The sequence below is a fragment of the Oceanobacillus jeddahensis genome, from assembly GCF_000750635.1.
GTDB lineage: Bacteria > Bacillota > Bacilli > Bacillales > Amphibacillaceae > Oceanobacillus > Oceanobacillus jeddahense.
The window spans coordinates 1042644-1065505 of record NZ_CCDM010000001.1 but is presented as its reverse complement, the minus strand read 5'-3'; the positions used below and the strand labels follow the sequence as shown (position 1 = coordinate 1065505).

Below are 22862 nucleotides of genomic sequence, written 5' to 3'. Positions count from 1 at the left end.
TGCCCCTTTCCATTTTGATTTAATGTGTAAAGTAAGACTTAAGCTATTAATTACTAATTTCAAAAAATCTTTTGTTCCTTGTCCCAATTATCAAACTTTTAAATCTTTAACTGTATTCCTAAGTGGCTCAAAACCATCAATATGGCATTCAATGACATCACCGTCACGAATAACTACAGCTCCTGGGGTTCCTGTTGAAATAATATCTCCTGGCAACAACGTCATAACCTTCGAATGAAATGAAACAAGCTCCCATGGCAGAAATGTCATGTTTGAGACCACATTTTTGCGATGAAGTTCCCCATTAATTATTGTTGAAACATTTAAATGATGAACATCATTCACTTCATCCGGCGTCACCAATTGAGATCCTATACTAAAGAACGTATCAAAACTCTTGGAGCGTGTTAAGTAACGAGGATTTTTTTGTAAAATATCTTCAGCTGTCATATCAATAATCGTAGTAAAACCTGCTATAACTCTTGGCGCTTCCTCTTCAGAAACATTCTTACATTCTTTCCCTATAATGATTCCTAGTTCAGCCTCTCCGGTAGTTCGTTCTGATTGAAGCGGTATTTCAATCGTATCATGAGGTCCAATAATCGTGGTGTCTGGCTTCATAAAACTTGCCGGTTCTGTACTTGGCACTTTTTCACTCAAGTCTGATGCATGATCAACATAATTCAGACCTATCCCCCAAATTTTCCGAGGTCTTCTGTATAATGGACCTGCTTTTATTTCCGATAGTTCTTTTACTCCATCTACATGCTCCAACAAATATTCATATCTATTCTCTTGTAGCCAGTTATTTAAAGCTTCTATTTCACCATCTAATATTAATTCGAACACCGTATTAGACCAAGTTTCCTCTCCTATGTATTTATTTATAGAAGAAATCGTTAACACTTTATCCCCGAAAACTACACCCGCATGTTCCTGACCGTTTTCAAGTATGTTTATTAATCTCATATGATTAACTCCTCCAACTTATTAATATCTAATTGTATTGTATTATTTGCATATACTTTAAGTTTGAAATTAATACACTCTCCAGTTAATATTGCGATCTTTTTTATATTTTTTCAGAATTATTTATTTTTGAATATTCACTATCAGTTCATTCATATTTCTTCTAATATGATACTCAATTGTATTTTTTAATAACATAGTATCTTTTTTAGTGACAGCATCAAATATCTGCCGATGTTCTTGTTTTACCTTCTCATGGTGATCTGTCAATATTAAAGTTGTTCCGATCGATAAATAGTGGCCCCAGAAAATACGAGCATTTTGGACTACCCTTTTCCAAGGACACTTTTCAATCAGCTTATTATGGAACTCTTCATTTAACCTTGAATAATATTCAAATGTCTCATCATTCATGTCAAGATTCTCCATTTTGATAATTATTTTTTCGAGCTCTTCAATATCTTCGTCTGTGATATACGGAAGCGCCTTTTCAACTGCAAGACTTTCATGTATCAGTCTTAAGGTGTAAATTTCCTCTATATCTTCCATTCCTATGGGGTAAGCAAAAGCGCCTCTTCTTGGTTCACTTTTAATAATACCTTCGAATTCTAATTTTTTTATCGCTTCCCTTATCGGCATACGGCTTACTCCATAGCGTTTAGCCAATTCTTCTTGCACTATTTTATCTCCTTGTTTATATTCCCCTGTCAGAATAGCTTTTCGTAGATTATTAGTTACAATATTTTGGATAGACTGCTTCTTGTTATATTTATTATTGATCATATTATTCATTCCATTTCTCATCTTATTTCTTATAATCATATCAATTGTTCTACAATTCGTAAATTATATTTAAAAATAATTTAAAAATTCAAAACTGGATCCTATATTCAATTATACTAACACTTGCAATCATCTTTAACAAGTGCAAAAATATAATTTATCATTGACATATTAATATTTATGTTATTTAATTACTTTAAATCACATCGCACCAAAAATTTAAATTGGATCCAATCTAACCAAATCCGAACGAAAAGGAGTGATTCACACCCAAAATTGTAAGCCCTTTCAACATAAATGAAATAATTTATTTTATTTTCTACAATCATTTTTAACAAGTAAATTTAAATCTACAAATTCGAAAATCAGAGGAGATGAAGGAAATGAAAATTACAAATGTTATTACACAATGGGTCAGAATCCCATTAAAAAAACCAGTCGGATTCTCAATTAAAACACTTAACTATCGCGAATACTTACTTGTTCGAATCCAATCGGATGAGGGATTTGAAGGTGTTGGTTTTTGTTTACAAGACACCAGTGCAAAACCCGTGAAATCTGTTGTAGATGAACTTTTAGCACCTATGATAATAGGCGAAGATCCAAGAGATATTTCTAAACTTTGGGATAAGATGTATTTTCAAACAGTTAGATCCGGACGTCGAGGTAACGTTCTAGTTGCAATTTCTGCAATTGATATTGCGCTTTGGGATCATCAGGCAAAGCTTGCAAAAATGCCATTATATAAATTATTAGGTTCCTATAGAGATGAAGTTCCTTGTTATGCATCAGGCGGTTACTACTATGAGGGGAAAGAAATATTTTCAAAGTTAGAAGAAGAAATTCAGGGTTACATGGATCAAGGATATAAAGCTGTAAAAATTAAGGTAGGAAGATTAAATGCAATAGAAGAAGAAAAGCGAGTGAAACTTACTAGAGAATTAATTGGTCCTGATGTAAAGTTAATGATTGATGCAAATCAGTCTTACCTTGATGTAAATGAATGTCTAGAGCTTTGCCGCAGAATAGAAAAATATGACATTTTGTTTTTTGAAGAACCTCTTCCAATGGATATGATCGAAGGATTTAATCGGTTAAATAATCAAACTCCTATACCATTAGCCACAGGTGAAGTTGGTGCTACACGTTGGGAGTTCCAAGAATTAATTCGTAGTGGTTCATTAAATTATCTACAACCAGATGCTACCCAGTGCGGAGGAGTATCAGAATTTATAAAAATTAGTACTTTAGCTGGTACTCAAGGAGTTACTATAGCTCCTCATTACTTTTGGGATATTCATGTCCAACTCGCATGTGCTCTAAGAGAAGTTGTCTATGTAGAAAAATTTGTAGGTAACGATGTAACAAATTTTGATTTAATTATGAGTAACCCCTATAAATTATCTACAAACGGTACCTTAATACCTCCAAATAAAGCCGGGTTAGGTATTACTTGGGATGAAGAAGCAATCCAAAGTTATTTAATAGAGGAAAATACAGTTAACAATAAAGTCTTCATTTAAGAATCTCTAATTTTAGGAGTTGAAATGTTTGAGAGTCGATATTGATAGGTTGGAATTTTTTATGTATAGACTACTCATAGGAGCTGGTTTAAATGAAAACAATGCTACTAATGTTGCAAATGTATACCGAAGAGCGACTTTACGCGACGTAGGTCATCATGATATTAACGATTTGCCAAAAAGACTAAAAGCTTTGCATGAAGAATCCGTAAAAGCCAATCCCAAAATGGAAAGAACTGAAAATTATCAGGCTATGGAAAATTATAATGGAGATAATGGTTTAGGTGAATTATGCGCACACTTTATTATGAACCGATCTAAAGAGCTTGCAAATATATACGGGATAAGTCTTTGTTCCGTTTTTAATAGCAATCATTTTTTATCTGCCCAACCTTATGTGGAAGAATCCGCTGAAGATGGTTATTTAAGTATTATTTATTCTTCTACACAACCAGTTATGGGATGGCCAAATTCGAAAGAAAAAGTAATTGGAAATAATCCAATGGGATTTGGAGTAACAGGAAAAAGAAGTTCTATTATACTGGACATCTCTATGGCATATTTTTCAGTTGGCGGTCTACTTAGTGCTGAAGAAAGCAATAAAGAACTTCCAAAGTATACTGCTGTAAATGAGCTTGGGGATTATACAAGTAATCCTTCCGAAGCGCTAAGAGGAGGTTCTCTTCCAATTGGCAAACATAAAGGCTTCGGCCTGGCTATATTAGGGGAACTATTAACATCCGTTTTAAATGGCGGTACTACGATAGAAGAAAAGAGCAAAATGAAAGAATTATTTGGCGAACACCTTCACACTCAAACAATAATTACAATTAAACAAGATGGATTTATAAATCAAGAAACATATAAGGAAAGAGTAGATCAATTACAGGAATTTATTAAGAATAAAGATAGAAGCATTCGTCTCCCTGGAGAAAGATCTTTATCTAATAAAGCAAGGATAGAGCAGAACGGCATTTTAATTAAGGAGGATTTGAAAATAGAACTAAATCATTGGGCTAGAATATTTAATATGCAAGATAGAATATAAAGGAGGATTGGAATCATGAGAATTCAGTTGGTTTTATTCACATTAATTCTATCAAGTGTTCTATTAATAGCTGGTTGTGGTGGAGAAGAAAATGCAGATAGTAGTGATCAAATACGAGTAGGCGGAGCAGCTAACACGACCTTTGCATACGGCTTTCTATCTTCTTGGTCAGAAACACTTGAAAGTGAAAATGAAGCACTTGACTTTGTTATTCAAGCAACTCCTGGTTCAAGCGTTCATTATGAAATGATCGAAGAAGATCAAATAGATTTAGGCGCCGGTTTCGCTCCTAATGAATATATGGCATTACAAGGAGAAAGAGAGCCTTTTACAGATGTGGATTTTTCAAAATTCAGGATTTTATTTCCTATGACTGTTTCGAGAGCCCACGTCGTGACCACTAAAGATAGCAATCTAGAAACCGTTCACGATTTAGAAGGTAAAAGGTTAGGTGTACCTGGAAGAGGTTCAGCAAGCACGGTAACAACAGAAGATCAATTAAAAGCTTTAGGAGTAGAAGCTGAATTTGTATACGCTCAGCCTGATGAAATAAGAAATATGTTACAAGATGGTCGGGTAGATGCATTCTGGCATTATGTAGGTGCACCTTATTCTGGAATTCTTGATCTCGAATCTCAAATTGACTTAAAATTCATCTCATTTACAGAAGAAGATATCAGCAAAATCGCAGAAGTAGAACCATATACAGATATCGGTAATGTAACATCTGAACATTATGATTTTGTAGAAGAAGACGTAACGACACCTGTAACATACCCAACTGTGATCGTTAATAGTGATATAGATGAGGACACTGTATATGAAATAACAAAGACGACTTGGGAAAACTGGGATAAAATTGCAGAATTAACACCCGCAGCAGAGCAAGTTACTATAGAAGATACCGCAAAATTAATCGGTACTATACACCCTGGAGCTTTGCGATATTACGAAGAAGAAGGAGTAGCAATTCCAGAAGAACTTAAGTGATTAGTTGATAGACTGCCAAGGCATGGTAGGCCACGCAAATAGTGATAGGAGATATAAACATTTCTCCTCCACTATAAGCGTGCTTAATAATGCTTGTAGAAAATAGCTAGTCAAAGGAGTGAAAAAGTTGAAAGCATATTCATCCAGAACTGAAAGAGTACTAGATAAATGCTTACAAGTTATACCTATTATTTTCGTAATAGGGTTAATATCATACATGTTTGGAATAATCCCTCCAGAAGCTTGGCATTTTGAAACATTTGCAGTTATGATTATTTTGACTCTAGGTTATGAAGGTTATATCCGAAAAGAGTTAAACGAAAAGAAACTCGTCTATTCACTAGTAAGTTTCTTGATATACTTAAGTGGAATTTCATCTTGCATATATTTATTTTTTGAGATTCCTCGATTAGAGTGGTTTTATGGATCTGTTTGGAATAATGCAGATATTATTTTTGGGACTTTACTTATTATAGCTCTTCTTGACCTAACAAGACGAAAATTCGGTTGGCCACTTCCATCCATTGCAGCATTTTTTCTACTTTATTCATTGTTTGGCCATTACCTTCCGTCTGGATATTTCGGGCATTCTGGATTTTCTTACGGCAGAATAATAAGTTTTTTATATAGTCCAGCAGGTATTTTTGGTATCGTTTTCAAAACGTTTATAAGCATTATATTTATTTTTATGTTGTTTGGGACTTTTCTTCAAAAGACAGGTGTAGGTCAATTTTTAGTTGATTTATCGTTTGCAATTGCAGGAAAATTTCGTGGTGGACCAGCAAAGGTTGCAGTTGTAGCAAGCGCAGTTTTAGGTAGTATCAATGGAAATTCGGTTGCTAATGTGGCAACAACCGGTGCAATAACAATACCTTTAATGAAAAGAACAGGATATAAACCTGCATTTGCCGGCGGAGTAGAGGCAGCAGCTTCCACAGGAGGTCAGATTCTACCTCCTATCATGGGAGCTGGGGCCTTTATAATGGCTGAATTTTTATCTATTGATTATCAAACAGTAGTAGTTGCAGCTATTGTGCCAGCCTTATTATATTTCATAGCCATATTTTTGATCGTTGATTTAGAGGCTGTAAAAAATGATTTAAAAGGTTTAACGGAAATTCCTAAGTTAACAAAAGTACTTAAACATTTTTATTTAGGATTACCAATAGTTGTGTTAATTTACTCCTTATTGATAGCTAATTTTTCTGTAGCTAGATCAGGAGTCTATGCTATATTAGCATGTATTATCATTTCTTGGTTTACTAAAGATCATCGAATGGGAATTAAACGGATTTCAGAGTCTACGATTAAAGGTACGAATGACGCCATTGGAATTGGAGTATTATGCGCTACTGCCGGTATAGTTATCGGCACTGTATCTATGACGGGTTTTGGGAACCAATTTAGCTCGGCTGTCGTTAATCTAGCAGGAGATAATCTTTTTCTTGTAGCTATTTTAACAGCTGTTATGGCAATCATTCTTGGCATGGGACTGCCTACTACAGCAGCCTATATCATTAGCATGGCCGTCGCAGTACCAGCACTTACAACCTTAGACATACCACCTTTATCTGCACATTTATTTGTTTTCTATTTTGCTGTTGTTTCAGCAATCACTCCTCCGATAGGAGCCGCTTTTTATACGGCAGCTAGTATAGCAAAAGCGGGCACTATGGAGACTGGATTTCAAGCAGTTCGTATTGGAATCGGTGCTTTTACAGTTCCTTTTTTCTTCATCATCAGCCCAGCACTGTTACTCGATGGGCCTGTGGATCAGATTATACTAGGCTTATCCACGGCTATTCTAGGAATTATAGCAGTTGCAATGGCTTTCCAAGGCGTTACATTCTTTGGAAATAAAATTTACTTATGGCAATCCTTGTTGTTACTAATATCATTTGTTTTATTAATTTACCCTTCACAATCCACAGATATTTATGGCGCTATTCTCTTCTTTATTGTATTTCTTATAGGTTTTATAATATTACGCAACCGTACCAGAAATAAAGAAGATGATGAAAGTTTAAATCAGAGTAAAGCGCGATAAAAATTTAGATCTAACTCAAATGGAGCTTTCATCAAATACATGTTATGGGTACATATTTGATGAAAGCTCTTTTTATATTTCTCTCTCTTTCAACCCCCTTAAAATTTTATAAATGGAATGTTTTTTGAACTCATATTTTACGATTCATAGAGAACAAAAGATGCAACCAAATATAAAAATAGACAGAAACCAATCTATAACCGATAATGCTTCCTAACAATTCCACCCAATCCCGCATCTTCTAGTGTCGACCGAGGTGCTAAAAATGTAACTGTCACAACTCCTGGATTACGCCCAATATCAACCGATCCAGTCACAGTTGCACGGTTCATAACTTCTGGGACACTCATGCCAAGCAAGTCGGCTGCACGTTGTAAACCATTATCCGTTGCTTCATTTAAATTTGCACCAGTTCCGATAAACGAAACAGGTACAGTCTCTTCAATTTTCTCAAAACCATGTGCTTTAGCAACTTTTAAAGCTTCCGATTTTTCAAGCTCAGATAATGGCTTTGCATTAAATGGAAGATCCTCTTCAACTGGGAGCAAAACTGGACCATCTATTTTGACCCCTTTTAGCACATCTACTTTTAACGTAGCAATTCCGGAAACATCCGTTGTATGCCCGGCAATTTCTCCATTACCTTGCATCGCATGCATATCTCCAAGATAAATACCGCCGCCTTCTGCTTTTACAGGGCAAATTAAAACTGCTCCTTCCCGGACTCGATTAATATCCATGTGCCCATCTGTACGTTCTTCCAGCTGCTCTTTCGTTATTCCATAATCATGGGGAGCGTCTAATAAAAACTGACCGAAGTCTCCAGCATTATGCGAATCCGGCATTGCTCTCCCCGGCGTGGTTCCAAGTTGTCCTAAAAAAGGACGGACTCTAGCAACCATGCCAACAATATCATGGGGAGCAACAGATACGATTGGATTTTGCACAGAATGCTCAGGGGTACACATATTTTCACGACCCTCTTTACCAACCTCTTCTGCTGCTTCTTTTGGTAAGGTAACTCCAATTGTTTTATTATCATCAAAAGCAATGGTATATCCATTGGTAAACGCGAAAGGAGTCACTACCGCTCCACAATTTGAACAGCGAACTGCTTCCGCCCCGACATCTGCTATCGTTGTATCCGGATTCACGATGCCACATTCAGGGCATTTCCCATCAACAAATGGATCTGAATTAAAATGACCTTCTACAGTACGGTCATTACCGGATGACGTTACCATCGAAGTTACTTGAATGGAAGAAATATGAATAGCAACCGCATCCCCAACCTCTGCTCCTTCTACATAAACCGGTTGTGTCACTTCATGTCCCCCTCGAAGGGATGGCGTAATCATTGGTCCCCAACATCCTGGTGCTGTATTAGCAACAATATACCCTCCATCCTTCACCGGTCCAAGCATAGGTTTTTCTGGATCTAAAACTCCATCCGTAAACGTGTTCACATATACAGTTTGCTTTGCTTGTTCACTTTTCATTTTTGATCTCCTCCTTGTCTTTATTGTAACCCCTTTCATAACCTTGTACAAAAGAAAACAATCCATTTGGAATTCTATTAAGAGGCCTATTTCTCTTTCATTAAAATTTACTAAAATTAGTGCAGCAGACAACGTATAAAGGCAAGTGCTAAAATAAACACTTGCCCCATTTAAGAAATATCTAAGAATGTTAATTCCATAACAGCATACTAGTCTACAAACACAATTATTTAGAATCACAATCATTTGTAATATCAACTATTTTGGAAAGCTTACCATTTTCAACAAAGATATTCTATTATATATTCCAACTCAGTGCTTCTGTTTTAAGCTCCTGAGGAATCTTTAGACGCTAACTTATTAGCTATATATTGTAGTACAATAACAAGAATAATGATCAGAATAGACATGGCAGAAGCATGGTAATGCTCCCCTTTCATGATATGCTGAAATACAACCAGACTCATTGGCGCCCATTGGGAATTTGCAAGCAAAATGGTAATACTTGTTTCTTTAATGACGGTAACAAACACTAGAATGGCTCCTGCTGCGATTCCAGGCATCAATAATGGACCAATGATGGTCACTAACGTGAATAATTTGGAAGCACCTAAATTTTCAGCAGCTTCTTCTATATCCCTCCGAATAGACATCATGGTTCCCATGGTGGAACGTATCATATATGGCAACCTACGAATGGTATAAGCAATAATTAATATGATTGCCGTTCCTGTTAATTGTAACGGAGCAGTATTAAATGTCTGAATCAAAGCAATCCCCAAACCAATCCCCGGAATTACCAAAGGAATCGTTGACATCAAGTCTAACCCGGCAGAACCACGACGAACGACATAATAAGAAATAAAAGTAGCAATAATCACGCTTAAAAGAAGTGCACCACCTGCTAGGAATAAACTGTTAAAGATACTATCTTTGGATGCGTTAAAAACAGAGAAATAATTATTCATGGTATATCCATTTGGCAATATATTATGTCCCCAGTTGGTTGCGATAGAAGCTAAAAAGATAGAAGCCAATATCAAGATAGGAAATAATAGCACAAGAAAAGTGTACCCAGACAATATAGAATTCAATACTTTATTTTCATTTAATTTCTGATTTTTAGGTTTTCCAGAAATCGTACCATACTCTTTCTTTTTAGTAACCCAACGCTGTAACCAAAAGAATAGCCCTGCTACGATGATCATAACCACGGTTAACACAGAAGAACCGGACCAATTTGAAAATCCGGACATCTCGCGATACGCTTCTACTACGATTAAGTTCAGATTATTTGGTGCAAGAACAATTGGTGTTCCAAAGTCTGAAAAACTCACTGTAAAAACAAGCAGCATACTAGATGCAATACCAGCTATCGCAAGAGGAAAGGTGACACTCGAAAATGTATACCATGTTCTGGCACCCATGTTGTGTGCAGCTTCTTCCAACGTCATATCGCTGACTTTAAATGAAGCCACCATTGGCCAAAATGCATATGGAAAAAAAGAGAAAATTTGTACAATGATTATTCCTAACATAGAGTGAACATCAAAAAGCAGTGGATTACCAGTCATACTATCCCAAATATTCGTTACCCAACCTGTTCTTCCAAACATCGTAATAAAGCCATTAGCAAAAACAAATGTAGGCATGATTAAAGGAATAGTAACTAAAATACCAAATAGCTTTTTAAATTTCATGTTCGTTTTAGCAAAAGCATAAGCCATCGGTATACACATAAGCGTCGTTAGAAGTGTAACAAACAAAGAAAGTCCTAAGCTGTTCACTAAAGAAGAAAAATACCTTGGTGTTTGAAAAAATTCCAGATATGGTTCTAACGAAATTTGTGATAATTGACTCATTGTATTTTTGAAAACTTCGATATTCGTTAGACTTCCCAACAGATTGATGGGTTCTCCAATAAAACTAACAATAAATATCGTTATAAGCGGAACCACTAAGAAAATAAGGAAAAATAAGAAAATAAGCCATTTAATAACGGTGAACCCATCCAGCTTCCATTTACCCAATAGGAATCACCCTCTCCGGATCTATCATTAATTCAATATTAGATCCTTCTTCCAGCAATGTCGTATGATCTTTAAAAATAGTCTCTACTTTCAGGGTTAATGATCCAACTTGTACATCGTAAGTAACCATAGAGCCCAAGTAAGTGGACCACAAAACTTTTCCTGTCAACACATTCTTTTCTTTAGACCCTTCTTCCTGATTTTTTAATTCAATACTTTCCGGCCGAACCATTATTTTCGTATTTTTCTGCTTTACCGGATGAACCGTATTCAAATATTCACTTTCACTTATTTTTAACGTAACTAATGATTTTCCATCGATTTGTTGTTCTTCTTCCTCTTGTAACTCTGCATCGAAAATATTGGAAGACCCTACAAAGTTTGCAACCATTTCTGATTTTGGATACGTATACAGATTAGTAGGACTATCAATTTGGACGACCTTTCCATCAGACATCACTGCTACCCGATCTGCCATACTCATCGCCTCTTCTTGATCATGTGTTACAAATATCGTTGTTATACCAACTTTTTGTTGGATTTCACGAATCGTATCCCTCATTGTATTTCTCAGCTTCTTATCAAGATTAGATAAAGGCTCATCCATCAATAAGACAGATGGCTCCATAACAAGAGACCTTGCCAAAGCAACCCGCTGTTGTTGTCCCCCTGAAAGCTGTCCGGTTAAACGATCTGCAAAATCTTCAAGCTCTACAAACTTCAGCATACCCATCACTTTTTTAGTAACGGAATCAGGAACTTTACCTAATCTTCGGTTTAACACGCGTGCCATCACTGACATTTTCCGCCCAAACCCACCTTGATTAAATCGTTCCACTTGCAGACTATAAGAAACATTTTCAAAAACGGTCATATGAGGAAAAAGAGCATAACTTTGAAAAACCATACCGCAATTCCGCTTGTTTACTGGTACTTTACTGACATCTTGATTATCAATAAAAATGTTCCCTGATGTTATATCCTCAAACCCTGCTACACATCGCATCGTGGTCGTTTTCCCACATCCAGAAGGCCCAAGAAGGGCAAAAAATTCACCCTCTTTTATTTGCAGGTTAACATCCTCTAACGCGGTAACTTGATTATATTTTTTATATAGATTTTCTATTGTTACAAAACTCATTATAATCCTCCCATCAGTATCTATTCTGCCATTCGCTTCGAGCTTCGTCATAGTTATCAAGAATCCAGTCAATATCCATGTCTTGTGCGTGAGGCATCACATTTTCTAATGTCAATGGTGTACTAGTCTCAACATTGTCACTAATGGTAAGCATATAATTATCTGCAAATATTTGCTGCGCTTTATCAGAAAGAAGGAAATTCATGAATTCTCCGCCTCCTACCTCGTTTGGCGCATCTTTAATTACCGCCGCAGGATTGGCCAAAACAGGAGTTTCATCAGGGACGATAAAATCAATACTTTCTCCCTCTCCCTGTTGAGTGTATGCATGATAATCGAATACAATAGCAATTTCCGCCTCTCCACTGGAAACTGCTGTAGCAGGTGCTACCCCAGCATCAGGCATCGTGCTCATTTGCCCTACTAATTGATCTAAATACTCCCAACCTTCTTCTTCACCTAAACGTAATAATTGACTGAGGACAATTAAAGTTGACGTTCCAGAAGCGGAAGGATTAGCCATTTGCATCTTTCCTTCCCAGCGTGGATCAAGCAAGTCGTCCCAGGTTTTTGGTGCTTCTTCTTCTGATACCAAGTCTGTATTGTAGGCAAATCCCAAGACACGGAAATTCATAGCAACCCAGTGCCAATCTTCGTCTCTCATTTTGATGCCGCCTTCATCAACTTCCCAATCTTCAGCTCTTTCAGGTGTATAAGGCTCTAAAAGATCTCTATCTTTTGCTGTTTCAAAAGGGATAAATCCTCCAGCTCCATACCATAAATCCCCTGATGGATTTCCGCTTTCCGCGATGAGCTGATTGATAATATCATTCGCTCCGCCATACTCCACATTTATATTTGCACCTTCATATTCCTCTTCATAAGCTACTGCTAAATCTTCAAGCATTCCCAGCGTTTCTGGTGAAAAATAGGTAATGGTTCCGTTTTCCCCAGCCTCACTTTCATCATCCGAGCTGCATCCAGCCATAACTAATGACAAGATAATAAACAGAATCAGCAAACCATGAAACTTTATTTTTTTCATGAATATCCTCCTCCTTGTAAGTTTAGAGCTCACATTTGTCCTATTCATTCTAATTATCTAACTAGAGTTTATTGAAGTATTGCTCACCGACTTAGATATCTCATGAGACATGCCAAGTACGTAGCAATATTTGATTCCCCTCTCTTTTAGTCTGTATTACTAGTAAAACAATATGTAATACAACATGAATGGCTTCAAAATACCATCCGCAAATTGCTGGCAATTCATCTCTTGAAATATGTCTAAATCGCGTTCTAATGATTGGAATATTCTTAATTTTTAAGTTGGATAAATGATAATGCACCTTCCAGTTTTCAAGTTAATACTTTTTTAAATGTATTTCCTAACCAACCATGAAATCATCTTTCTAAAATAAAACATGGAGTGTTACTTTACTTAAAACAGTTAACTCCCCTTTAGAAAGCGATTACATTTTATTGAGAATTAACGGCTATTATTCTAAGTGATAGATAAATATCTCATGCAGACCATATCATTTCACCTTCTCTCTTCTCCTTAACTGTTACGGTTTTTGCAGGCATACTGCATCAGACCGAATTATTACCTACCGACTTTGTCTCAGTTTAAAAGACACTGTTTTTCCCTTCCTATTATTTATAAATTTTCAATGATAACGACCCTCCCTATGTTAAATTTTTCTTTGTAATAGATGAAATACATTTCTTCAAGCTATAGAATCATAAAATTGCAGTATTTATTTCTCTAGAAAACCACACAAAGTGCGCGAGAGTAAATATGATTTTTGTACGTTTCTCCCCTAGTGTCTATTCGCTTTTAAGGAAGTGTTTTTAGTTCCCTCCCTCCTCTTTTAAACAATTTACAAAAATAATATTACAGCGCCTACTTCACTCTACAAACACACAATTCGTGTGTTATTAACTAATAATAATGACTGAATATTCAAATGTCAACACTTTTTGTGTTATTCAACTAAATACACCATCACTTTGTGTTACGTTTTCAGCAAAATGAGATAGAGGTGCTAGTATGAAAGGATTTGGACTACGCTTGGAAAACTTAAGAGAAAAACATGGTTATTCCCGGGTTGAAATTAGTTATAAACTTGGTTTTTCCCAAAATGTATATGGTTCTTACGAGAGAGAAAAGAGAAGACCTTCATTGGAAACGATCATTAAACTGGCAGATATATTTGGCGTTTCATTGGATTATTTGATTCGTGGTGAGGAATATCATTCGAATGATAACGACATCTTGAAAGATCTGCTGGCAGAAGTTGCATTAGAGAAAGGAGCAGAGTATCAGTCTGATGATCCTTTAATACCTGAGGATCTCATTCAACTTATGAAAGCTATTAGAGATTTAAATCCAGAAGCACGGAGAAAGTTAATTGATTTTGTAAAATCGCTATAAATGATACGCATCTATTTATATTCTTTAAAAGTACATATGACTTATAACTAGCGATTACATGGTTTATATTTTTTGGGGTGCGGATGAGATCAATATCTATTCGCACCCCTATGTATGCTTCATTTTAAATACTTTTTAGTAGATTTCTTCGTAAAATTGTTTTTACTTTAAATTTACGCTAACTAACAACTATCAAATCTAATTTTTCTAATAAAACAATTTTCAAAAAATAGTGTACGTCATTAAATATTATGGTAAAATTAAACTATAATCTATATAAAAAGGAGGGATTTGATTGGTTTATATTGCTCATATAAGAGCATCAGATAAAGAAATACAAATCTTAAAAACACATTTATTGGAATCACAACAAATAGCTGAACGTTTGGGTGAAAAATTGGGTTTAAAACATGTTGCCGGATTATGCGGTCTCTTACATGATATTGGAAAGTACAGCCCTGATTTCCAACAATACATATACGAAGCTATATTTCATCCAGATACTACGACCTATAAACGTGGGGAAATAGATCATTCCACAGCTGGCGGAAAGCTCATTTTTGAAATCCTGCATCAAGAGAAAAATACACCTCATGAAAAAATATTAGCTGAAATAGTAAGCAATGCTATTATCTCTCATCACAGCAACCTCAAAGATTACCTTTCAACAGAGATAAAGTCACCTTTCCTTTCAAGAGTAAAGGAAAAAGAAATCCCTAATTACGAAATGATTAAAGAAACCTTTTTTGAAGATGTTATCTCATCATCTGCATTTCATGCCTATGTTCAGAAAGCAGTCGAAGAGATAAATTCGATAGTCCCCAACTATAAAACATTTGTGTTTATAACAAAATACATATTCAGCTGTCTGATTGACGCTGACCGAACAAATACAAGAGATTTTGAAAATGGAAAAGCGGATATGAAAAGAGTAAAACATTCCAAGCTTTTTCATGATTACTACGGTTCCTTAATGAACTATCTGAATAACTTAAAGAAGAGCGGAAAACAAACACCAATTAATAGATTACGTGAAAAAATGTCTCAGGAATGTGAAGATTTTGCTTCCAAACCTTCTGATATTTATACGTTGTCAATCCCCACCGGTGGCGGAAAAACATTGGCAAGCTTTCGTTACGCTTTGAAGCACAGCCTGGAATACCAAAAACAAAGAATTATTTATATCGTTCCATATACTACGATTATCGAGCAGAATGCCAATGAAATCAGAAATATTCTGGATGATGATGAACATATTTTAGAGCATCACTCTAATGTCATCGAGGAAACTGAAAATGAATACGATGCTTTAGACGATGGGTACATTGATAAAAAACAGAAATTGCAGCTGGCAAAAGACAATTGGGACAGACCTGTTATCTTCACTACTCTGGTACAATTTCTAAATGTTTTTTATGCGAAAGGAAATCGAAATACAAGGCGATTGCACAACCTGACAAATGCTGTGATTATTTTTGATGAAGTTCAAAAAGTGCCTACGAAATGTATTTCTTTATTTAATGAAGCTGTAAATTTTTTGAAAAAAGAAGCGCATTCCAGTGTGGTTCTTTGTACTGCGACACAACCCGCACTAGAGAAAGTTCATCATTCTATAAGTAAGAAAGAGGAAATTATTCAAAATCTTGATGAGGTAACTGAAGCCTTTAAGCGCGTCGATGTTATAGATAAATCAGAAAAGCCGATGACCAATCAGGATATAGCAGATTGGATTTCAGAAGATATGGATCAGCTGGGTTCTATTTTAGTTATTTTAAATACGAAATCAGTTGTAAAAGCATTATATGAGTTACTTAAAGAAACCAATATTCCTGTTTACCATCTAAGTACGTCCATGTGTGCAGCACACAGAAAAGAAAGTTTAGAAACAATTCGGGCGAGATTAAATGAACAGGAGCCCTTTGTTTGTGTTACCACACAACTGATTGAAGCCGGAGTGGATGTGAGTTTCGATTGCGTTATCCGTTCTATGGCAGGATTGGATTCGATTGCTCAAGCAGCCGGAAGATGTAATCGTCATGGCAAATACGAAACGAAACCCGTGTATGTCATTCAGCATGCACAGGAAAAATTATCTCGCTTAAAAGAAATCAAAGTAGGAAAAGAGGCATCCACTCCCCTGCTTGCTATGTATAGAAAAAAACCGGAGAAATATAATCACAGTTTATTATCTCAAAAAGCAATGAAAGAATACTTTATAAACTTTTATCAGAAGAATGAAGCTGATTTAAACTTTTTTGTTTCGAAAATTGAAAGACACCTTTTCAAGATTTTGCTAGAGCAGAGACCAGATGAAGTGAAGTCTTATAAATCGAAAACATCTGCTTCTTACCCTTTACTCCTGAAGAGTGGTTTAGATACAACAGCGAAGTATTTTCAAGTCATTGACGATAACACAACATCTTTGATTGTCCCTTATGACAAAGGAAAGAATATTATCGCCGAATTAAACAGTAACCAGCAAATAGATGAATTATCTGTCTTGCTAAAATCAGCACAGCACTATTCTATCCAGGTATACCCGCAAGTATTTCAGGAATTAGTGAAGGAACAGGCGCTTGTTTCTCACTTTGATGGAATGATTTATGAATTGAAGGATGGATTTTATGATGAGGAGTATGGATTGGATTTACAAGGGAACAGCCAATTGGTTGATTTGTTTTTTTAAATACTGATGGCTAGCTTCTTTTATAAGGAGCCAGCCAAGTAATATTACAAATCATAGTATTATTTTTTCAATCCACGTACCTTAAAATAGTACGAATAAAAAAAAGCAAATAATAATCTATTCTCTTTATATATTACATGCTTTATATTTATTAAAGCAAATTTCTATTTCAATAATAATATTATTTATATCAAATTTCAATAAAACTATAATTTGAACAGAAATACTTGATTCCCACTAAAGAAAACGCTATCATAAATACAAGAAGTTTTTTATAGAATTTCATTTATATTGGAGGTGTTATATCTAATGAATCTACGTAAGAAAAAAACTGGAAAGACCAGCACAAAAAGAAAAAAATTTGAAATTCACGTAGAACAACTAAAGATACTTATAAAAAAAGAAAGTTAATGTATTAAAAGGATACTGACTAGGTCGGATTATATTCTATCTAGTCAGTGCCTATTCTTTTTTCATATAAAGCAATTTAACCTAGAAAGGAGGAGCCATTGATATGCTCATCCACATATCAATCACAACATAATGAAAAATCAAATCGAATTTGAAGTATTTGGAGACTATGCTCTATTTACAGATCCGCTTACCAAATTAGGTGGGGAAAAGCTTTCATATCACGTACCTACCTACCAAGCAATGAAAGGTATAACAGAATCCATTTATTGGAAACCAACTATCTTATTTTATATCGATGAAATTCGTGTGATGAAACCAATTCAAATGGAATCAAAAGGGATACGCCCTATTGAATATGGAGGCGGCAACACTCTTGCTAATTACACCTACCTGAAAGATGTTCATTATCAAGTACGTGCTCATTTTGAATATAACGAGCACCGGCCAGACCTAGCACATGATCGTGTTGATGGAAAGCATTACAGCATTTTAAAGCGCTCTCTAAATGCAGGGGGAAGAAGAGATATTTTCTTAGGAACAAGGGAATGCCAAGGTTATGTAGAGCCTTGTGAATTTGGAAGCGGTGTGAGTCACTATCATAAAACGCCTGAATATCACTTAGGAACCATGGTACATGGATTTAATTATCCAGACGAAACAGGAAAAGATGAACTTTCTGTCCGGCTATTTCGACCTGTTATGGAAGAAGGAATTATACGGTTCCCGAGACCGGAAGACTGTTCGATTGTACGAGAAATAAAAGGGATGAAACCAAAAGAATTTAATGAACATAATACACAAGCTGCTGAAGAATTACTGCAACAATTAGGAGGTGATTCATATTGAGTTGGCTATTACAACTTTATAAAACCTATCAAGTAAATGAGCAAGCTGTCGGTACTACTGAAAAAAAATACGAAAACCGGGAGTTTACCCTTCTCCCGATTGCGCATACAACGCAGAATGCTCATATTGAAGTTGTCATTGACGAAGACGGCAATTATTTATCTGCTGAGGTATTAGATAAAGCCAATACACTTATTCCAACAACAGATGATTCAGCCAGCCGTTCCGGTTCAAAAGTTGCTCCCTACCCTCTTCACGATAAATTAGCTTACGTTGCTGGTGACTATGGAAAATATGGTGGAGAAGTAAAAAATCAAGAAAATACTTCCTTTCAAGCATATATCAGTAACCTTAAGGATTGGGCACATTCTCCTTATGGTAATGATCGTATCCGTTTAATCTATGAATATTTGAAAGAAGGTACACTCATTGAAGATCTCGTTGAAGATGGAAAATTAGTAACAGATAAAAACAATATCCTTATCCGGAAATGGAACAAAGAATATGAAGAAGAACTCGGGGAAAAACCGGATATATTCTCCAGCGGGGCAACGGATCAATTCAGTGTATTTGTTCGTTTTACAACTTATTCTGCAGATGGGGTCCCTATCTGGAAAGATAAAGAGGTATTTGACTCCTTCTCCAATTACTATAAGAGCCAAATGGAAGAAGAAAAAGAACTCGATACTTGCTTTGTAACCGGAGAAGCTGCGCTGACAACAGAACGGCATGCGAATAAAATCCGGCATGCCGCTGATAAGGCAAAATTAATATCATCAAACGACTCCAGTGGTTTTACATATCGGGGACGTTTTAAAACCAGTCAGGAAGCAGCAGCTGTTAGTTATGAAGTTTCTCAAAAAGCCCATAATGCCCTTAAATGGCTGATCCATCGACAGGGCAAAACGGTTGATAATCGTGTATTCTTGGTATGGAGTTTTTCTGAAGAAACTAAATCTACTGCCAATTCAGCTCATTTAGATGCACCAGATCCAACTGAAGATTCTTTACATTTCTTTACAGATTCCGTTGATGAAGAACCTTTTGTTCCGGATACAGAACACTCATTTGCTCAACAGTTTAAAAAGGCTATCGACGGGTACAGGCATGACCTTTCTTCAGACGATAATATCAATGTCATTGTGCTAGACTCTGCAACGACAGGGAGACTCGCAGTTCTTTACTATCGTCATTTAAACAAAGAACTCTATTTAAAACGTATAGAGGATTGGCATAATAAATGCTCCTGGGAACATCGTTATAAAAAATTAAATGATGAGCGTGTTTCCTTCTACGGTGCACCGGCAACAAAGGACATTGCCTTTGCTGCTTATGGATCAAGAGCCAACGAGAAAATAGTTAAAGGTCTGATGGAACGTATTATTCCTTGTATTATTGATAACCGGCATATCCCCCGCGATATTTTAAAGAATGCAGTACAACGCAGCTCCAACCCTGTTTCCATGGAAAATTGGGAGTGGGAAAAGACATTAAGCATTACCTGTGCTCTAGCTCGTAAATCATTATCAGAGAAAAAGGAGGAATGGAATATGGCCTTAAATGAAGAAAGTACGGATAGAAGTTATTTATTTGGAAGACTATTAGCTGTTGCAGATGTTTTAGAAAGAAGTGCACTAGATAGAGAAGAAAAAAGAGCAACCAATGCGATACGTTATATGAATTCATTTTCAAAGCAACCTGCAAGAACATGGTTGACCTTACAAAGCAGTTTACAGCCTTATCAAGCAAAATTAGGTGTGAAAGCTACTTACTATACAAAATTAATAGATGAAATAGCGGATAAATTTAAGGAAGAAGACTTTACTAACGTTCCATTAACGGAGAAATATCTTTTAGGCTTATACAGTCAAAGAAAATCACTATATACAAAAAAGGAAAAAGAAGGAGATGGAAATCATGACAGTACTGAACAAGAAGATTGATTTTGCAGTAGTCGTATCTGTAACAAATGCTAACCCAAATGGTGATCCATTAAATGGAAATAGACCACGCCAGAACTATGACGGTCATGGGGAAATTTCTGATGTCGCATTGAAACGGAAAATCAGAAATAGATTACAAGATGCCGGGGAATCTATTTTTGTTCAATCAAACGATCGAAATAACGATGGTTTTAAGAGTTTAAAAGATAGAGCAGATTCGGATGAAGCATTGAAAAAGATGTTAAAGTCTAAAACAGCTTCAGAAGAGGAATTTGCACAAATTGCTTGTGAAAAATGGATAGATGTTCGTAGTTTTGGTCAAGTTTTTGCATTCAAGGGGTCTACCCTCTCTGTCGGCGTGCGAGGACCAGTCTCCATTCACACTGCCACTACGATCAGCCCAATCGATATCGTAAGTACACAGATCACTAAGAGTGTCAATTCTGTTACCGGAGACAAACGCAGCTCCGATACAATGGGAATGAAGCACCGTATTAATCATGGCTTGTTCCTTTTTAAAGGAAGTATTAATACACAACTGGCGGAGAAAACAGGGTTCACTTTTGATGATGCCGAAAAAGTCAAACAGGCATTGGTCACTCTTTTTGAAAATGACAGTTCTTCTGCAAGGCCAGACGGCAGTATGGAAGTAAATACGGTATATTGGTGGGAGCACAGTTCGAAATTAGGTCAATATTCTTCTGCTAAAGTACATCGCTCCTTATCTATTGAAGCGAATGCAAACGACCCTAAATCTTTTGATGACTACACCATTGCATTAAATAATCTGAACGGTCTTGAACCGGAAATCATTACAGGGCAATAAATAATATGGAAGACTACCTTCTTTTATCTGGACTGCAGCACTTCCAATTTTGTAAGAGACAATGGGCTCTAATTCATATTGAACAGCAATGGGAGGAAAACGTAAAAACAGTGGAGGGGCATTATCTGCATAAAAAAGCAGATACCCCTTCTATAAAAGAAAAGCGTGGAAATAAGATTATTGTACGTGCCATGCCAATACATTCTCATGAATTAAAAATCACTGGTGTCTGTGATGTTGTTGAATTTATAGAAGATGAAAATGGTGTAGATATTGTTGGGCACTCTGGTAAATATAAAGCATTTCCCATCGAATATAAGAGAGGGAAACCTAAAAAAGGGAAAGAAGATATTGTTCAGTTAGTTGCACAAGCTATTTGTCTGGAAGAAATGCATTTGATTAACATTGATAAGGGTTATTTTTTCTACCACGAAATCAGAAAAAGAGTGGAAGTTAGCATTACCGAAGATTTAAAGAAATATGTTAAAGAATTAACGGATGAGATGCATCACTACTATCAGAAAAAGCATACACCAAAAGTAAAGACTGGACCGCACTGCAGAAGCTGTTCTTTGAAAAATATTTGCCTGCCCAGTTTAATGAATAAAATAACTGTCCAACAGTACCTGGAAAGGAATTTGTATGGATGAGAAAATTATTAAATACTTTGTTTGTGACACAACCAAAGATCTACTTATCATTAGATGGTGATAATATCGTCTTAAACCAGGAACAAGAAAAACTTGGCAGAGTACCTCTGCATAATTTAGAAAGTATCGTGACTTTTGGATATACAGGTGCAAGTCCTGCATTAATGGGATATTGCGCAGACAATAACATTAGCCTGACTTTTCTTACAATGAACGGAAGATTTTTAGCTAGAGTTACTGGAATGAGCAGAGGAAATGTACATTTACGAAAAAGACAATACCATATTTCTAATGACATAGAATCTTCTGCTCTAATCTCCCGAAATTTTATTATTGGTAAGTTATTCAATCAAAAGTGGATGTTGGAAAGAGCAAAAAGAAACTATCCTCTTCGTATTGATGAAGATAAAATCAATGATATCTCTGCTAAACTTTCCAGAAAAATAAAAGAAGTACATCGTTGCAGTGATCTGGAAAGACTAAGAGGCTTGGAAGGACAAGCAGCAACTTATTATAATCAAGGTTTCAATTTAATGATTTTACAGCAGCAGGAAGAGTTTTATTTTTATTCAAGATCTCGAAGACCGCCAAAAGATAAAATAAATGCATTATTATCTTTTGCTTATACTTTACTTGCTAATGATACTGCTGCAGCGTTAGAAACAGTTGGTCTTGACGCATATGTTGGCTTTATGCATCAGGATAGGCCAGGAAGAGTTTCATTGGCATTAGATATTATGGAAGAATTGCGGGGAATTGTGGCTGACAGGTTTGTTATCTCAACGATTAATCGAAAAGAAGTATCTGCGAAAGACTTCATTGAAAAAGAAAATGGTAGTGTTATTTTAACAGATGATGCCAGAAAAAATTTTTTACAAAAATGGCAACAAAGAAAACAAGATACTCTTAAGCACCCTTTTCTAGGAGAAACCATTTCATGGGGGCTTGTTCCATATGCTCAAGCGTTACTTCTAGCAAGATTTTTACGTGGAGACCTAGATGAGTACCCTCCTTTTTTATGGAAGTAGGT

At 35.9% G+C, this 22862-nt stretch carries 17 protein-coding genes; 11 read left to right on the top strand and 6 right to left on the bottom strand.

Annotation, left to right across the window (positions count from 1 at the left end; translation table 11 throughout):
• Nucleotides 1–90 precede the first annotated feature (90 nt).
• Both BN986_RS04670 and BN986_RS04665 read right to left on the bottom strand, forming a co-directional pair.
• A complete protein-coding gene (locus tag BN986_RS04670; protein WP_040978487.1) occupies nt 91–969 on the bottom strand; it encodes a fumarylacetoacetate hydrolase family protein in 879 nt (292 codons plus the stop codon).
• Between the two features lie 123 nt (nt 970–1092).
• Nucleotides 1093–1761, bottom strand: a complete 669-nt coding sequence (locus tag BN986_RS04665) for a GntR family transcriptional regulator (protein WP_052400633.1) — start codon at nt 1759–1761, stop codon at nt 1093–1095.
• Between the two features lie 374 nt (nt 1762–2135).
• Here BN986_RS04665 and BN986_RS04660 point away from each other — a divergent pair, with 374 nt between their 5' ends.
• From BN986_RS04660 to BN986_RS04640, 4 genes are all read left to right on the top strand, one after another.
• The gene (locus tag BN986_RS04660; RefSeq protein WP_040978486.1) at nt 2136–3275 is read left to right on the top strand and encodes a mandelate racemase/muconate lactonizing enzyme family protein; all 1140 of its coding nucleotides are present in this window, start codon (nt 2136–2138) and stop codon (nt 3273–3275) included.
• A gap of 28 nt (nt 3276–3303) precedes the next feature.
• Nucleotides 3304–4323, top strand: a complete 1020-nt coding sequence (locus tag BN986_RS04655; RefSeq protein WP_040978484.1) for an Ldh family oxidoreductase — start codon at nt 3304–3306, stop codon at nt 4321–4323.
• A gap of 15 nt (nt 4324–4338) precedes the next feature.
• A complete protein-coding gene (locus BN986_RS04650; RefSeq protein WP_040978483.1) occupies nt 4339–5313 on the top strand; it encodes a TAXI family TRAP transporter solute-binding subunit in 975 nt (324 codons plus the stop codon).
• A gap of 127 nt (nt 5314–5440) precedes the next feature.
• Entirely contained in the window at nt 5441–7360 is a 1920-nt protein-coding gene (locus tag BN986_RS04640; RefSeq protein ID WP_074435610.1) for a TRAP transporter permease, read from the top strand.
• Between the two features lie 194 nt (nt 7361–7554).
• On the opposite strand, the gene BN986_RS04635 is transcribed toward BN986_RS04640, so the two are convergent.
• The 4 genes from BN986_RS04635 to BN986_RS04620 form a co-directional block, all read right to left on the bottom strand.
• Nucleotides 7555–8859 carry an acetamidase/formamidase family protein gene (locus BN986_RS04635; protein WP_040978481.1) on the bottom strand — a complete coding sequence of 435 codons (1305 nt, stop codon included), beginning with the start codon at nt 8857–8859 and terminating at the stop codon, nt 7555–7557.
• A gap of 326 nt (nt 8860–9185) precedes the next feature.
• Entirely contained in the window at nt 9186–10889 is a 1704-nt protein-coding gene (locus BN986_RS04630; RefSeq protein WP_040978480.1) for an ABC transporter permease, read from the bottom strand.
• Complete coding sequence (locus BN986_RS04625) at nt 10882–12030, bottom strand: ABC transporter ATP-binding protein (protein ID WP_040978478.1); 1149 nt, start codon at nt 12028–12030, stop codon at nt 10882–10884. The genes BN986_RS04630 and BN986_RS04625 overlap by 8 nt, the downstream gene beginning before the upstream one ends.
• Nucleotides 12031–12043: 13 nt before the next feature.
• Nucleotides 12044–13075 (bottom strand): ABC transporter substrate-binding protein, encoded by a 1032-nt coding sequence (locus BN986_RS04620; protein WP_040978477.1) that lies wholly within the window; start codon nt 13073–13075, stop codon nt 12044–12046.
• Between the two features lie 1008 nt (nt 13076–14083).
• Between BN986_RS04620 and BN986_RS25670 the strand changes: the two genes are divergently transcribed.
• From BN986_RS25670 to cas1c, 7 genes are all read left to right on the top strand, one after another.
• The gene (locus tag BN986_RS25670) at nt 14084–14467 is read left to right on the top strand and encodes a helix-turn-helix domain-containing protein (RefSeq protein WP_052400631.1); all 384 of its coding nucleotides are present in this window, start codon (nt 14084–14086) and stop codon (nt 14465–14467) included.
• 295 nt (nt 14468–14762) lie between these two features.
• Nucleotides 14763–17153: a CRISPR-associated helicase/endonuclease Cas3 gene (locus BN986_RS04610; protein WP_040978475.1), complete on the top strand. Its 2391-nt coding sequence runs from the start codon at nt 14763–14765 to the stop codon at nt 17151–17153.
• Between the two features lie 543 nt (nt 17154–17696).
• On the top strand, nt 17697–18413 hold the full coding sequence (cas5c, locus tag BN986_RS04605; protein WP_040978474.1) for a type I-C CRISPR-associated protein Cas5c: 717 nt from the start codon (nt 17697–17699) through the stop codon (nt 18411–18413).
• Entirely contained in the window at nt 18410–20356 is a 1947-nt protein-coding gene (gene cas8c / locus BN986_RS04600) for a type I-C CRISPR-associated protein Cas8c/Csd1 (RefSeq protein ID WP_040978473.1), read from the top strand. Before cas5c ends, cas8c begins: the two co-directional genes overlap by 4 nt.
• On the top strand, nt 20331–21182 hold the full coding sequence (gene cas7c / locus BN986_RS04595) for a type I-C CRISPR-associated protein Cas7/Csd2 (protein WP_040978472.1): 852 nt from the start codon (nt 20331–20333) through the stop codon (nt 21180–21182). The genes cas8c and cas7c overlap by 26 nt, the downstream gene beginning before the upstream one ends.
• A gap of 5 nt (nt 21183–21187) precedes the next feature.
• Nucleotides 21188–21832, top strand: coding sequence for a CRISPR-associated protein Cas4 (gene cas4 / locus BN986_RS04590; RefSeq protein ID WP_040978471.1), 645 nt, complete (start codon nt 21188–21190; stop codon nt 21830–21832).
• Complete coding sequence (cas1c, locus tag BN986_RS04585) at nt 21829–22860, top strand: type I-C CRISPR-associated endonuclease Cas1c (RefSeq protein WP_040978470.1); 1032 nt, start codon at nt 21829–21831, stop codon at nt 22858–22860. The genes cas4 and cas1c overlap by 4 nt, the downstream gene beginning before the upstream one ends.
• Nucleotides 22861–22862 lie beyond the last annotated feature (2 nt).

Bases quoted from the DNA above. Each gene is read 5' to 3' on its own strand.
- BN986_RS04670 (WP_040978487.1), bottom strand. From the start codon at position 969: ATGAGATTAATAAACATACTTGAAAACGGTCAGGAACATGCGGGTGTA.
- BN986_RS04665 (WP_052400633.1), bottom strand. From the start codon at position 1,761: ATGAATAATATGATCAATAATAAATATAACAAGAAGCAGTCTATCCAA.
- BN986_RS04660 (WP_040978486.1), top strand. From the start codon at position 2,136: ATGAAAATTACAAATGTTATTACACAATGGGTCAGAATCCCATTAAAA.
- BN986_RS04650 (WP_040978483.1), top strand. From the start codon at position 4,339: ATGAGAATTCAGTTGGTTTTATTCACATTAATTCTATCAAGTGTTCTA.
- BN986_RS04635 (WP_040978481.1), bottom strand. From the start codon at position 8,859: ATGAAAAGTGAACAAGCAAAGCAAACTGTATATGTGAACACGTTTACG.
- BN986_RS04625 (WP_040978478.1), bottom strand. From the start codon at position 12,030: ATGAGTTTTGTAACAATAGAAAATCTATATAAAAAATATAATCAAGTT.
- BN986_RS04620 (WP_040978477.1), bottom strand. From the start codon at position 13,075: ATGAAAAAAATAAAGTTTCATGGTTTGCTGATTCTGTTTATTATCTTG.
- BN986_RS25670 (WP_052400631.1), top strand. From the start codon at position 14,084: ATGAAAGGATTTGGACTACGCTTGGAAAACTTAAGAGAAAAACATGGT.
- cas5c (WP_040978474.1), top strand. From the start codon at position 17,697: ATGAAAAATCAAATCGAATTTGAAGTATTTGGAGACTATGCTCTATTT.
- cas7c (WP_040978472.1), top strand. From the start codon at position 20,331: ATGACAGTACTGAACAAGAAGATTGATTTTGCAGTAGTCGTATCTGTA.
- cas4 (WP_040978471.1), top strand. From the start codon at position 21,188: ATGGAAGACTACCTTCTTTTATCTGGACTGCAGCACTTCCAATTTTGT.
- cas1c (WP_040978470.1), top strand. From the start codon at position 21,829: ATGAGAAAATTATTAAATACTTTGTTTGTGACACAACCAAAGATCTAC.